The 14,468-nt window shown below is 32.5% G+C and carries 17 protein-coding genes and 1 tRNA gene; 4 read left to right on the forward strand and 14 right to left on the reverse strand.

The features are described 5' to 3' along the window. Positions 1-136: 136 nt before the first annotated feature. Together rpmF and ACWZFG_RS06440 are read right to left on the reverse strand one after the other, a co-directional pair. Positions 137-319 carry a 50S ribosomal protein L32 gene (rpmF, locus tag ACWZFG_RS06435; RefSeq protein ID WP_147668852.1) on the reverse strand — a complete coding sequence of 61 codons (183 nt, stop codon included), beginning with the start codon at positions 317-319 and terminating at the stop codon, positions 137-139. A gap of 39 nt (positions 320-358) precedes the next feature. Beyond that, on the reverse strand, positions 359-865 hold the full coding sequence (locus ACWZFG_RS06440; RefSeq protein ID WP_418627169.1) for a YceD family protein: 507 nt from the start codon (positions 863-865) through the stop codon (positions 359-361). A gap of 155 nt (positions 866-1,020) precedes the next feature. Here ACWZFG_RS06440 and ACWZFG_RS06445 point away from each other — a divergent pair, with 155 nt between their 5' ends. Next, positions 1,021-2,262, forward strand: coding sequence for a nucleotidyltransferase (locus tag ACWZFG_RS06445; protein ID WP_455577267.1), 1,242 nt, complete (start codon positions 1,021-1,023; stop codon positions 2,260-2,262). Positions 2,263-2,340: 78 nt separating this feature from the next. Then, a complete protein-coding gene (ylbJ, locus tag ACWZFG_RS06450; RefSeq protein ID WP_455577268.1) occupies positions 2,341-3,570 on the forward strand; it encodes a sporulation integral membrane protein YlbJ in 1,230 nt (409 codons plus the stop codon). A 56-nt stretch (positions 3,571-3,626) separates the two neighbouring features. Here ylbJ and ACWZFG_RS06455 read toward each other — a convergent pair whose 3' ends face one another. The 3 genes from ACWZFG_RS06455 to rsmD are packed head-to-tail and all read right to left on the reverse strand — an operon-like array spanning position 3,627 to position 5,171. Continuing rightward, entirely contained in the window at positions 3,627-4,073 is a 447-nt protein-coding gene (locus ACWZFG_RS06455; RefSeq protein WP_177504060.1) for an ATP synthase subunit B family protein, read from the reverse strand. A gap of 13 nt (positions 4,074-4,086) precedes the next feature. Then, entirely contained in the window at positions 4,087-4,587 is a 501-nt protein-coding gene (gene coaD, locus ACWZFG_RS06460; RefSeq protein WP_177504062.1) for a pantetheine-phosphate adenylyltransferase, read from the reverse strand. 29 nt (positions 4,588-4,616) lie between these two features. Next, positions 4,617-5,171 (reverse strand): 16S rRNA (guanine(966)-N(2))-methyltransferase RsmD, encoded by a 555-nt coding sequence (rsmD, locus tag ACWZFG_RS06465; protein ID WP_177504064.1) that lies wholly within the window; start codon positions 5,169-5,171, stop codon positions 4,617-4,619. Between the two features lie 88 nt (positions 5,172-5,259). Here rsmD and ACWZFG_RS06470 point away from each other — a divergent pair, with 88 nt between their 5' ends. Next, complete coding sequence (locus tag ACWZFG_RS06470) at positions 5,260-6,954, forward strand: DUF4127 family protein (RefSeq protein WP_455577269.1); 1,695 nt, start codon at positions 5,260-5,262, stop codon at positions 6,952-6,954. Positions 6,955-7,001: 47 nt separating this feature from the next. Next, positions 7,002-7,077: transfer RNA gene (locus ACWZFG_RS06475), tRNA-Gln, on the forward strand. 55 nt (positions 7,078-7,132) lie between these two features. Here the strand turns inward: ACWZFG_RS06475 and fusA are convergent. The 9 genes from fusA to thrB form a co-directional block, all read right to left on the reverse strand. Beyond that, on the reverse strand, positions 7,133-9,208 hold the full coding sequence (gene fusA, locus ACWZFG_RS06480; protein WP_418626810.1) for an elongation factor G: 2,076 nt from the start codon (positions 9,206-9,208) through the stop codon (positions 7,133-7,135). A 320-nt stretch (positions 9,209-9,528) separates the two neighbouring features. After that, positions 9,529-10,023: a cob(I)yrinic acid a,c-diamide adenosyltransferase gene (locus tag ACWZFG_RS06485; protein ID WP_177504070.1), complete on the reverse strand. Its 495-nt coding sequence runs from the start codon at positions 10,021-10,023 to the stop codon at positions 9,529-9,531. A gap of 14 nt (positions 10,024-10,037) precedes the next feature. Next, positions 10,038-10,460 carry a nucleoside-diphosphate kinase gene (gene ndk / locus ACWZFG_RS06490; protein WP_177504073.1) on the reverse strand — a complete coding sequence of 141 codons (423 nt, stop codon included), beginning with the start codon at positions 10,458-10,460 and terminating at the stop codon, positions 10,038-10,040. A 12-nt stretch (positions 10,461-10,472) separates the two neighbouring features. Further along, positions 10,473-10,988 (reverse strand): gamma carbonic anhydrase family protein, encoded by a 516-nt coding sequence (locus ACWZFG_RS06495; protein WP_177504075.1) that lies wholly within the window; start codon positions 10,986-10,988, stop codon positions 10,473-10,475. Between the two features lie 96 nt (positions 10,989-11,084). Further along, positions 11,085-11,546 (reverse strand): type II toxin-antitoxin system RatA family toxin, encoded by a 462-nt coding sequence (locus tag ACWZFG_RS06500; protein WP_147668890.1) that lies wholly within the window; start codon positions 11,544-11,546, stop codon positions 11,085-11,087. A 39-nt stretch (positions 11,547-11,585) separates the two neighbouring features. Beyond that, positions 11,586-12,830, reverse strand: a complete 1,245-nt coding sequence (locus ACWZFG_RS06505) for an aspartate aminotransferase family protein (RefSeq protein WP_177504077.1) — start codon at positions 12,828-12,830, stop codon at positions 11,586-11,588. Between the two features lie 43 nt (positions 12,831-12,873). Further along, positions 12,874-13,131, reverse strand: a complete 258-nt coding sequence (locus ACWZFG_RS06510) for a YlmC/YmxH family sporulation protein (RefSeq protein ID WP_147668897.1) — start codon at positions 13,129-13,131, stop codon at positions 12,874-12,876. Next, a complete protein-coding gene (locus ACWZFG_RS06515) occupies positions 13,128-13,433 on the reverse strand; it encodes a hypothetical protein (protein ID WP_147668899.1) in 306 nt (101 codons plus the stop codon). Before ACWZFG_RS06515 ends, ACWZFG_RS06510 begins: the two co-directional genes overlap by 4 nt. A 104-nt stretch (positions 13,434-13,537) precedes the next feature. Further along, a complete protein-coding gene (thrB, locus tag ACWZFG_RS06520; protein WP_177504079.1) occupies positions 13,538-14,449 on the reverse strand; it encodes a homoserine kinase in 912 nt (303 codons plus the stop codon). Positions 14,450-14,468 lie beyond the last annotated feature (19 nt).

A 14,468-nucleotide genomic window follows, 5' to 3' on the forward strand; every position in this document is an offset into this window, starting at 1 on the left:
CCTATTTTTAGTATCAGGTACTATAATCAAGTCATTGTGTCCATTATAAAACATATCAATACTAAAAATCAAGAAAAATAAAAAATAAAATGAGCAATATATAAGTTAACTTATATATTGCTCATACTAGAAATTTTTATTCAGCTTCTACTTTAACTACTTCTTTACCATCGTAGTAACCACATTCAGAACATACACGATGTGGCATTTTAGGTTCATGACATTGCGGACATGCAATAAGACCAGGAACAGTTAATTTCCAATTCGCGCGACGTTTATCACGACGAGCTTTAGACATTTTACGTTTAGGTACTGCCATTTATTACACCTCCTTAAATCAACTCAGGCAATTAAACCTTTACCGCTTATTTAAAAGCTTTTGTAATGCTGCAAGCCTCGGATCAACAATGTGTCTATCGCACCCACATTCTTCATCATTCAGGTTCGCACCACATTTCAAACACAATCCGCGACAATCAGGACTACATATATTATTCAGTGGTTGCGACAGCAATATCGTCTCACGAATTAAATTCGCAATATCAACTTCGTTTCCACTAAAACAAATTACTTCTTCCCCGACGTCCTCATCGCTCACTTCTGCTTTACACTCTTCAAGAAAACTCAACATTTGCTTTTGAGAAAAATATTCTAAACAACGATCACATTGAAAAGATTTAGTAAAACTGATATCCCCAGAAATCCTAAAGCAAGTTCCCGTATATAAAACTTCTCCCTTAATATCAACATTACCATCTATGGTATATTGACTAACATTTATATCAAGTTCCTCTGCTGAAGTCGTAAAACTAAATATGTAAGCTTTCCCAACATTAGTTTTAGGTTGCACGACATTAATTTTCATCATTTCCACCTCAACCTCAATCTATTATAGCGATACGAAAGAAAAATGTCAAGATTTTTATCTTTTAAATAAATATAATATAGTTCTATCTATATTTAGTAAGAAAAAATGTTAAAATAGATTTTATCTAAAATAAATACAGGGGTGAAGTCTTTATGTCTATATTAGGCATTATCGCAGAATACAATCCATTTCACAATGGTCATCAATTCCATTTAAATATTTCAAAAGAGAAAGTACAACCATCTGGAATCATATGTGTTATGAGTGGAAATTTTACTCAAAGAGGTGAAATAGCTTTGCTAGATAAATGGAGCAGAGCTGAAATGGCAATAAAATGCGGAGTAGATTTAGTTATAGAGCTTCCATTTGTGTTTACGGCACGCAGTGCTGAATCATTTGCAAGTGGCGCTATAAGATTGTTAGATGCCTTAAAAATCGTTAATACCGTTTCTTTTGGTGCAGAAATTTCAAATTATAATTTGCTAAATAGTATTGCTCTCATTTCAGAAAACACAGATTTTTTACCCCTCTTTAAAAAACACCTAAAATTCGGTAAAAGCTATCCGCAAGCATTAGCAACATCTATTAGTTCACTACTAAATATCTCGCCTGAAATAATTTCTAAACCGAACAATATATTAGCGATAGAATATTTAAAAGCAATTCATCAGTATAATTCCGCTATCCAGCCTTTGCTAATTGAACGCTCTATAGCTCAACATAATGACACAAGTATAGCTGATGTTATTGCTAGCGCATCTGCTATTAGGCATCAAATTTTCACCAATCCACAAGGTTTATCGGCGGTAAAAAACTGTATTCCTATTTCAACTTATAATGTAATGATGAACCGATTACAAGAAAATTTGCTTCCTTCTCTAGATAACTTATCAATCCCACTACTTGCAAAGTTACGCAATACTACCATATTAAATCTTCAAGAAACTCCTGGAGTAGCTGAAGGTTTAGAACATAAAATATTTAATGCTATGAATATATCGACTTCTTATGAATCATTACTTGAAAATATTAAAAGCAAACGATATCCAAATTCTAGGTTGCAAAGAATTTTACTTCATTTTTTAATAGGTACAAAAAAAAATTCCTTACACTCCTTTGACAAAAGCGGACCTTTATATGCTAGAGTTTTAGGTTTTAATCAAACGGGAAGAACTTTATTAAAGAAAGTAAAACAACACTCCGATATTCCTATCATAACCAAAGTAAGTAAACACATTACATCTAAAGATAAAAACAATTCAAATCTAACAGATCTACAAAAAATGTTATTACTAGATATTTATGCAACCGACTTATTTTTTCTTAGTCTTCCAGATTCAAAAAAACATATTGGAGGATTAGATTTTTTAAACAGTCCTATTTTTTTAATTTAATATTACATTAAAAGCTTCTCAAAAACCATTAATTTGAATATGAATTATTAAAATTAATTTTGAGGAGTATAAAATTCAATGAAAACCATTAAACATTCCAAAATAATTACTTATTTATTTGCACTAGGTCTAATTTTCATGACCATTTCAATAATCACTAATCCAAAAATAACTTTTGATGCAGCAATTTCTGGGATAAGTTTATGGTGGAACGTAATCTTCCCGTCTTTATTACCTTTCTTCATTCTTTCAGAACTTCTCATGGGTATTGGAGTTGTAAATGCCATAGGCGTTTTTCTTGAACCCTTAATGCGTCCCGTTTTTAATGTTCCTGGTGTAGGTGCTTTTGCTTTATCTCTTGGCCTTGCTTCAGGATATCCAATGGATGCAGTTATAACTAGTAAGTTGAAAAAAAACAACCTTTGTTCTTCTATTGAAGCGGAACGATTACTTGCATTCAGTAATACAGCTGATCCATTATTTATCTTTGGCGCAGTGTCCGTTGGAATGTTCCAGTCTCCTGAGTTAGGCATGATTTTAGCTTTGGCCCACTACTCTTCTAGTATAATTATAGGATTCATTTATAGTTTCTATGGAAGAAATAAAGATCAAATTTCTTCCTGCGTAAAACCCTATAATAATATTTTTAAACGTGCATTTCAGGAATTATATTTATATAGACAAAAAGACCCCCGCTCCATTCCTAACCTACTAGGAGACGCTATTAGAACTTCAATGAACACTATCTTATTAATCGGTGGATTTATTGTTATTTTCTCAGTCTGTCTGAATTTATTATCAGCAATTGGTATAATCGCATATTTAAATCTTTTCTTTGCTAATCTTTTGACAATTATAGGATTTAGTGATGCTCTTTCACAAGCATTAAGCTTTGGATTATTCGAAATAGATTTAGGTGTATTAGCTGCAAGTCAAGCAGATTGCCCTTTAACTGAAAAAGTTGCAATCGCAAGCGCAATTATTGCTTGGAGTGGTTTATCTGTACATGGGCAAGTAGCAAGTATTGCAACTGAATCCCACATTCGAATGTTTCCCTATATAATCTCTCGTTTTTTACATGCAATTTTCTCAGCAATTCTAGTTCTTTTACTTATGGGACCAGCAAATTTCATCACTCAACTGTTTTTATCCCCTGATATTACCGTTACAAAATCAATTCATTCATTGTCAGATTGGATCTTAAGAATAGATTTTATCGCATACCAAACATGTCTTATATTGCTTGTTATGTTCATCTTATCTATGTTTTTTTTATTTTTAAAAAAGTTATTTTATATTCAGAAATAAATATAATGCGTTCTAAATATTTAGAGCGCATTATATTTTTATAGCTAAACTTCAAGTTATTTAATTTTTTTTAATTCAACATGTGCTTGTCTTATTGTTTGAAGCGCAGTATTTAAATTTTGATCTAACTGACTAAAAACTGCATCTGCATATTCAAAAGCATCACTACGCAATGCTTCGCGTTCCTTCTTCGTTGCATCCATTAAATCTTTTGCACTTTCTTGAGCTTTTTTGGCTATAATATGATCATTTATTAAAGAATCTGCCCTATTATGAGCCATCTCAACGATTTTTTTAGCTTCCTCCTCAGCCTCAGCTAGAATATGATTTCTTTCCTTTACGATATTTTGTGCATCTTGAATTTCATTTGGAACATCACGTCTTAATGCATCTAAAAGAGTCACTAAATCATCTTCTTCTATTACTCTCTTGTTCGTAAAAGGCACTCTGCCTGCCTCTAAAATCAACTGTTCCATTTTATCCAAAAACTCTTCAATGGTCATTAATAGCACCATCCTATCTATTCATTTGTTTTTTCAAATCAGAAATTCTTTGTTTTATTTTTATTTCTACATACTCGGGCACGAGTCCTTTAATATTTCCATCAAAATTTGCTAATTCTTTAATTCCAGACGAACTTAAAAACGAATACTCATTACTCGTCATCATAAATATCGTCTCAATCTCAGAATCTATCTTTTTTAATAATAAAGCTCGCTGAAACTCATATTCAAAATCACTAATCGCTCTTAAACCACGAACAACAATTTTAGAATCATTTTCTCTAACATATTCATTTAGCAATCCACTAAAACAATCTATTTTTATATTTTTTATATGTTCAGTAGATTTTTTTAATAAATCTACACGTTCTTCCATTGTAAACAACGGTTTTTTGTTTGGATTGTGAAAAACGCCAACGATAAACAAATCAAACATTCCACTTGCTCTTTCAAAAATATCAATATGTCCGTTGGTAACAGGATCAAAACTCCCTGGACATACAGCAATCCGCATAATTTTATCTCTCCTTTTACGCTTAATAACTATTTATTATATTGATATATACTGATTATAGTTGTGCCATATTTTTGCTGTTTTTTTAAATTTAAATATTTTAAATTCTCAATTAATTTATCTTCTCTAGAATGTTCAATAATGACCAGCGCTTCATTAGAAAGAATTTCCAGTTCGTCTAAGATCACTAGAACTTTTTCACTCAACCCTTTGTTGTATGGAGGATCACAAAAAACAAGATCAAATCGCAAATCCATATTCATAAACTTTCTTAACGCTGAGAAAACATCCATTTTATAAATATTGCATTGTTCGATTAATTTTGTATGTTCAGCATTATCTTTTATTACACGCATGCTATCTAAGCTCTGATCAACAAAAAAGGCTTTATTAGCCCCCCTACTCAATGCCTCTAATCCTAAATTCCCACTTCCCGCGAAAATATCCAATACATTAGAAGCATAGATTTTATTTTGAATTATACTAAATAAAGATTCTTTTACCCTATCTGCCGTTGGTCTAGTTACTAAGCCTTTTGGCGCTTTTAATTTGCATCCTTTTGCAATTCCTGTTATTATTCTCATTGTACTCCCTCATATAAAATTATATTTTATATTCTAGCATATTTGCTATCATTAGTGAATATTAGCACGTACAAAATACATGTTTAATATGCAAGACTTAAAGAAAGGTGATAAAGTGAAATCTAAAATTATTGCAAGCTTTTCTATTTTTCTTATAATAACCTGCTATTTTTTTTCAACTATTCCTAGTTATAGACTAATGACACCCATCCCAATTCAATATCAACATAAAATTTTATTGATTCCGTTAGACAGTCGCCCGCCTTGTACAAATTTTGTTATTGACCTAGCTAAAATAGTAAATATTGAAATAATCATTCCACCTGATGAAATTCTTGACAATTATAAAACACCCGCAAATCAAATTTTAGTACGACAATGGTTGAAAGATAATATTAAAAATGTAAATTTTGCTATTATATCTACAGATATGCTCATTCATGGAGGCCTAATGGCTTCACGCCTTTCCGAAGGCTCAGAGAATGACATAGTTGATACACTTCAGCTATTGCAAGAAATACATAACCAATATCCAAGCATAGATTTATATGCCTTTAATATAATCCCGCGTCTTTGGGTTGGCGACAGCGAAGAAACTAAAAAATATCAAAAAAGTATTCTAGAGTTTTCTAAATTAAAAGATATTATTTATACCTTTCATAATCCTATTGATATAGAACGACAAAAGGAAGTAGAAGCAAAACTGCCAGCGAATATCAAAAATAATTATCTTACCTTATATACTGAAAATGAAAAATTGAATAAAGAATTAATAAATTTAGCCCAAAAAGGTGTTTTGAAACAACTGATTATCGGTCAAGATGATGGACAATCCTTCGGCATCCCCAATATAATAAAAAGAAATTTACAACATTATTTATGGCAAAAAAACATCGCTGAAAACCAGGTGATTATTACCAGAGGGACCGATGAAATTGCTTTAACTATATTAGGGAGTATAAATTCTACACTTCAAAATCATCAACCTAAAATTTTTGTACAATACAATGATGAAAAAGCATCAAGTATTGTAATGCCCTATATGCCACATTCAGTTGCAACTACCGCAAAAGAAAAAATTGAAATTGCTAAAGGAATTCAAACCACTTCTATTGATAGTGCAGATTTTGTTCTTTACGTTTACATTGGAACTAAAGACAATATGCAGAATCGATATACTAGTACACAAGAATTAAAAAAGCTTTTAGAGAGCGGCTACAAAGTCGCGTTAGTTGATTTAAGTGAAAACTTCGAAGCTTCTGAAACACTTTTTCCTGTGTTAAAAGCTAACCACGTTCCATTAAATCAGTTGATTGCCTACTCTGGATGGAATACCACAAGCAATTCTCTCGGAACTACAATCACACAAGCAACTTTATTTACTAGCAAATTACACAATATCACCAGCGAAAGGGATTTAGAATCCACGTATTTGAATCATTTGACATTTTTAACTTCACGCTTCTTAGAAGATTGGTATTATTTAAAATCTTCACATGAAAAAATTGACCGTCTTTTAAAAGCACAAAATATTGATGTATATGATTTAAATGATTCTTACAACTTTGCAAACGCACAATTACAAAAAGAAATGTTGCAGCAATCTCGTATTCTATTGAATGACTCTGCTTATACAATTCCAATTAAAATCCAGTATAATGATACTTATTTTCTTTTAAAAGTTAAAGATATAAATATTGATGTAAAATATCCTTGGCAGCGAACCTTTGAAATTGATTTAAAACCTACACTATCTTTTGTTATTGCCAAAGATATTTCTTGACTTTCACATTATAAAAGAATATAATATTTAACTATCGGGTATGTTTTTGGGGCGTCGCCAAGTTGGTAAGGCACGGGATTCTGACTCCCGCATTCGTTGGTTCGAGTCCAGCCGCCTCAGCCATTTTGATTTTTAAAAGTGATATAAAAAAAAGAGGAGCTTTCTTAGCTCCTCTTTTCTATATATCACTTTTTTCATTTTTTTTAGATTCAATGATATCTTTTGCCAATTTATTAGGTAATTCTTCATAATGTGAAAACTCCATATCAAAGGTTCCTCTGCCTTGCGATATCGATCGTAAATCTGTAGCATACCTCGCTAATTCACTTAATGGAGCTTGAGCTCTCACCAATCCCATTCCTTTGGTTATGTTTTCCATCCCTAAGATTCTACCTCTGCTAGCATTTAAATTACCAATAATATCTCCCATATAATATTCTGGAATACTAATTGTTAAATTATAGATTGGCTCAAGCAATATAGGTTTTGCTAACATCGCTCCTTTTTTAATCGCCAATGCACTTGCCATCTTGAATGCGATTTCGGACGAATCCACGTTATGATATGATCCATCACATAAATTGACTTTGATATCAACCATAGGATATCCAGCTAAAATACCCGCTTCTAAAGTTTCTCGAACCCCTTTTTCAACCGCCGGAACATATTGTTTAGGTATAGCTCCACCAAAGAGCGTTTCGATAAACTCAAACCCGCTTCCAGCTGGCAAAGGTTCTATTTGCAGCCATACATGCCCATATTGTCCATGGCCACCGCTTTGTTTTTTATGCTTACCTTCTACTTTCTCACTAGCAGTTATCGTCTCTCTATAGGGAATCTTGCGTTCTTTCAACAAAACTTCAACCCCAAATTTTCTTTTTATTTTATCTAAAATAATTTCTAAATGTAATTCTCCGATACCACTGATTAATAATTGTTTTGTTTCAGAATCTTTAAAAACTTTTATTGTCAAATCTTCGTCGGTAATACGCCCTAATGCATTGCTAATCTTATCCTCATCGCCCTTGTTTTTCGCCTGTATCCCCATCGTAAACATCGGTTTAGGAAATTCAATTGGCTCATATAAAATGGTATTTTCTTTGCTGCAAAGTGTATCTCCAGTCGCTACATATTGCATTTTTGCTATGACAACAATATCTCCTGCATGAGCTATTTCCATAGCCTCCTGTTGTTTTCCTCGCATCGTAAAAAATGCATTTATCTTCTCCGATTTTTCCTTATCAACATTATATAAAGTCATATCTGCTTTTAATACGCCTGAAATTATTTTTAAATAATTTAGCCTACCGACAAATGGATCTGCTGTTGTTTTAAAAACAATAGCGGAGAATTCATCTGTAGCAACCCGTTCAATAATTTCTCCTGTATCGGGAATAATTCCCATCACCGGTTTGAGCATTGGTTCTGGCATATAATTGATAATGGAATTTAACAGCTTACGAGATCCAATATTCTTTAAGGATGACCCACATAAAACAGGAAATATTTTTGCCGCCTGAATTCCCTCCGCTAAAGCAATAGAAACTTCTTCTTCTGATATCTCTTTTCCCTCTAAATACTTATCTAATAAATCATTATTAAATTCGGCTACGACTTCAATTAATTGCTGTCTAGCGTCCTCTACTTCTTTTTGCAAAAATTCTGGTATTTCTCCTTCTACAGGCACATTGTTACTCGTAACAAACCGAGTATTCATCGATAATAAATCTACAACCCCATGAAAGGCTTCTTCAGAACCAATCGGAATCTGAATAGGCACTACGCCTGTTCCAAATTTTACTTTTAACTGTTCGACTACAGCATAAAAATCTGCATGTTCCCGATCCATTTTATTAATAAAAAAAGCCCTTGGCAATTTAATTGCACTAGCATACTCCCAAACCTTTTCCGTCTCAACTTCTATTCCCGCAGGAGCACATAGCACAATTAAAGCACTATCAGCCGCCTGCATTACAGATTTCACTTCGCCTATGAAATCAGGATAACCAGGAGTATCAATAAAATTCAATTTATAACCTTGCCATTCACAAGAGGCTAGAGTACTACTTATACTCATCTTTCTTTTTACTTCTTCAACCTCAAAATCAATGAGTGACGTCCCTTCATCTACTTTACCTATTCTTTTTGCATAGCCAGCATTAAAAATCAAAGTATCTGTCAGTGAAGTTTTCCCTGATTTTCCGTGTCCTACAATTGCAATGTTTCTAATAAGATTTCTTGTATACTCTTTCATGGTTATCCCTCCTGTGCTATTAACTCGACAGCTACAATATTGTCAGTATTTTCTGTATTCTCTGACAACATGCCATTCTCCTTTTTTAAAATTGATTTTTCTAAAAATTAAACCGTCCTAAATCATATAAATTATTTAAAGTAATTTATATGATCTAGGACGGTTTAATAAGTAATTATTTATTTTTACTGATGACACGTATAACACTTCGCAATGGTTTTGGCACAGAAAAAACATAAATAGAAACCGCTTTCACTAAAACCCCTCCTATGATAATCCATCTACATTACCATATGTATCACAGAAGAATTTTGTGACAATTAAAGTTCTTCATAACGCATCAACACAAAACACAAATCAGATAATCTGTTTAAATAGATTGTTACATATTTCGATACCGCTTCGTGATGATGTAAAGCAAGAACTCTGCGCTCAGCTCTTCTAATCGTAGTTCGTGCTACATCTAAAGCGGCACCAGCAGACGTATCTCCAGGCGTAATAAAAGCAGTTAACGGTGGTAATTTCCCCTCAAAATTATCAATAATATTTTCAATCTCATCAATATGTTTTTGGGTAATATATTCTTTAGAAGATTTGCTTGCCAATTCAGCCATTAATAGCATACTAATTTTTTGTATACTATGAATTTGCTCAATTACCTCTTCCTTCTTCGCAAAAGCTCTAGCTAGCCCTAAAAAAGAATTTGCTTCATCAACTGAACCATATGCCTCTACTCGTATTGAATCTTTATCAACACGTTCACCTGTAAAAAGCCCTGTAGTTCCATGATCGCCAGTTTTTGTATAAACACCCACAATATCATCTCCATTTAAAAATTATACATTAATTCATCTGCTAGAAAAAATAAATTGATTTCCCGTCGCGCATTTTCGATACAATCCGATGCATGTACAGCATTTAAAGTACTATCTGTAGCAAATTTAGCTCGAATTGTATTAGGTTCTGCATTTACTGGATTTGTGGCACCATTAATTTTTCTTACCTCATTGATTGCATTTTCCCCACTTAAAACTAATGCAACTAATGGACCTGAAATCATAAAATCAACAAGTTTAGCATAATAAGGTTTACCAATATGTTCAGCATAATGTTTTGCTGCCAACTCTTTTGTCATTTTCAACATTTTTAAAGCTTCAATTTTCAAACCAGCTTTTTCATATTCAGTTAAAATAACCCCTATTGAATTCATTTTCACAACATCCGGCTTTATTAAAACAAGTGTATGTTCCATTTGCTTGACTCCTTATTTTATGTATTCTTGTGCTATATCATAATAATGCATAGCCGATTTTTTTATATCTGCTATTTCTTTTTCAGTTAATTGTCGAACCACTTTTCCCGGAATTCCCATAACCATCGAATTTGGTGGTATAACTTTTCCTTCAGTTACTACACTTCCTGCTGCAATTATAGAATTTTCACCAATTTTACAATAACCGAGTAAAACTGCTCCCATTCCAATTAGACAATTATTCTCTACTGTGCATCCATGTACAATTGCCCCATGCCCAACGGTTACATAATCTCCAATAAGGGCTGGGCAATCCCCCATTACATGTACTGTACAATTATCTTGAATATTAGTATATTTTCCAACTCGAATTTTTTCTATATCGCCACGCAGCACAGAATTAAACCAAATATTTGCTCCTTCTTCAACTTTGACATCACCAATAACAGCAACACCTTCTGATATATATACACTTGAATCAATTTGAGGTGCTACTCCTTTATACGAAATAATATTTTTTTTATTCAAATAAAACAACTCCTAATTTAAAGAATCTATTTTCTATGATATGACAATTTCTATATTCCATCAAGCCATTATTTGTTATTTTTTAATTTTTATGTTTCAAGATGTCATCTTTATCTCATTTTCTTTTTGATTCAATTCTTTTTCTATTGATTCAAGCATTTTCATACTATTATCCGATATTTTTTTTATTAGTATCGGATTAATAAAGTTTGCTAACATCGAAATTCCTAAATCAACATCTATAATAAGCTTTACTATAGTTCCCTCTTGCGTTTTCTCCAGTATCCATTCTCCGTTAAAATTAGTAAAATCACCTTCAATTTGTTTATATGAAATTTTATAGTTTTTTTCATCAAACAAATCTTCTTCTATCCATCCTACTTTTATTCCATCCACGAATACCTTCCATGAAGTTATTGTTTTACAAGTATCACGCTCTAAGATTTTTACCTCTACTACGTTGTCCATAAATTCTGGATAACGTTCCATTCTACAAATAAATGGATAAATAGCATCACAACTGTATTTTAAAAGTTTGTCAACCTCTATATGCGGCATAAAAAAACCTCCCTATACTTATTTTAACTGTAAATATATTTATTCCATAAATTTTTCAATACTTTGAAATGCTTCTGCAAAAATGTTAATCACTTGATCAATTTCTTTCTCCGTAATAATAAATGGCGGCTCTAATCGAATTACCTTTGGGTTATTTAGCGTATATGCAACTAAAACACCGCGTTTTATAAGTTCAGCAATGGTTAATCCACCTATTTCCTCCTTAATCAACTCAACTCCAATCATCAAACCACGCCCACGAATTTCTTTTATTAAATGTGGATAAGTAGATTTTAATTGTTCTAATTGGCTAATGAAATATTTCCCTTTTTTACCAACCATTAAATTTTCATATTCACGTTGCATAAAGGTAATAGTTGCAATTCCTGCACTACAAGCTAAAGGATTTCCTCCAAAAGTCGAAGTATGCAAAAAAGGACTCTCTATAAAAGAATTCCATATTTCTTTTGTAGACGAAAAAGCTCCAATTGGCATTATCCCACCGCCAAGGGCTTTAGCTGTAAGAATAATATCCGGTACTACTTCATCATAATTCACCGCAAAAAATTTACCCGTGCGCCCCATTCCGGTTTGAATTTCATCACAAATTAGTAGACAATTATATTCTTCACATAGTTGCTTTACTTTATTCAAATATCCGGTATCAGGAACTATAATTCCACCTTCCCCTTGTATTGGTTCCACAATAATTGCAGCTGTATCTTTGTCAACAATTTTACATAAAGATTCTATATCATTAAATGGAACATGAAAAAAGTCTTGAAGTAATGGCTTAAATGGATCTCTATATAACTCTCTTCCGGTAGCACTTAACGCACCTAAAGTCTTCCCATGAAACCCATTCAGCATGGCAATAATTTTACTTTTACCCGTATAAAGTTTAGCTAATTTCAAAGCCCCTTCCACTGCTTCGGCTCCACTATTTACCACAAAACTATATTTTATATCCCCCGGCAAGATTTCCGCTAGTAAATTTGAAAATTCTGCCAAAGGTCGATTTAGAAAAACTTTGCTCCCCATAGGCATGAGATCCAATTGCTTTTTTACTTCATCAATTATAAATGAGTTGCGATGTCCAAAATTAAAAACTCCATACCCTCCTAAACAATCTATATATGGCTTATTGTTTATATCGTATATGTATAATCCATCTGATTTATCTTCAACTTTTAAAATATTCATAAAATATAACAATTTAGGCAACGATGGGTTAATATATTTTTTATACTTCTCAACAATTTCATCACAAATAAAGTTATCCATATTAATTCCCCCATAAAATTCAATTAAACAGACTTATTTAAACTCATTCTGAATTGTCTTTATATTTATAACTATTTATAATAATTAGTTCATTGCTAATTTTCTGTACTGATTCCCAAGGAATTGATATTGCACGATTGCTTCCAATGAAATGCGATAATGCATTTCTATTGGGAATCAATATAGAATGAATACTTCCACTTGTATCATCAAATACCAATTCACATTCATCCAAAACTCCAATCTTTATCCCATCGTTAATATCGACAATTTCTTTTCCCCTAAGCTCACTTAATCTCATAACCTCACCCACCTTATTATTCTTTCAATAACCGGTTGAAATACTGCTAAAAGTATAGAAATTAGTGCAATGGGTTCGACCTCTATTGCAAAAATTATAATTTTATCAGGAATAACAATTTTTAAAAAAGAAATTAACAGCGTAATTGCCAAATAAATCCCGCCTGCTGTTCCTATTAAATCTTGTATTGCTAATGACAATGGAGATGATACAGGCTCAACTTCTACTTTTTTTCTATATTTGTAGCTACGCAACCAAATTCCATATATAAGTAAAAGGAATATCCCGCCAATACTCCACACGATAATACCTCCTCTATCTATATAAAATTATGAGCTAACTCGCAATTTATTCAAAAAAAAAAATAAGAATAACAGATGAAACTGTCATTCTTATTTATGCATGTTTAAATTTCCGTAGCCTGTACTCCTTGTGAGTCAATATCTAAAATAACATATTTTGCATCAACATCATTTGATCTAAAAGCACTTACCATCGCTTCGCCTATTTCATTCATTTTTTCAGTTGTAAATGCAATCAAGCAAGGACCTGCCCCACTTAAAGCAACACCTAATGCACCATTTTTTAAGGCTTTGTTAAATACATCTTCCATTCCAGGGATCAAACCTAGGCGATATGGTTGATGTAATTTATCCCCTAGGGCATTTCTCAAGTGTTGATATTCGCCTTTACACAGCGCACCTACTAATAGCGCCGTACGGCTAACATTAAAAACCGCATCTTGTAATGGAACCATATTAGGCAGGACTCTTCTTGCCATTTTAGTCGATAAATTAAAGCTAGGAATAGCTACGACTAATTTAATTCCTTTTGGTGGCATAAAAGATAAGCATTGTGCAATATGATCTTGATCAATACTTAACGTAATGCCGCCAAAAATAGCTGGAGCAACATTGTCCGGATGCCCTTCTATATCCGTTGCCATCTGAAATATCTCTTGCTTATTAAATGGGCTGTCAATAACTACATTAGCCGCCATTAATCCAGATACAATAGCAGCCGCGCTACTTCCTAATCCACGTGCTAGCGGAATTCCATTAGACATTTTGATTATTCCACCATTATATTTTTTTTCCGCTTTTCTTAATAAATATTGAATAGATTTCCAAACAACATTGCGTTCATCACACGGAATATTATTTTTACCTTCTCCATCAATTTCTATTGTTAATTTTCCACTGTTATTCAAGGTCAATTCTAATTCATTATAAATTGTACAAGCAATTCCTATAGAATCAAAACCTGGCCCACAGTTTGCTGAAGTTCCTGGAACTTTAATTTTTACTGATTTCAGCATTTTTTCTCCCCCGTTATTG

It is taken from the genome of Anaerosinus sp. (assembly GCF_965318445.1).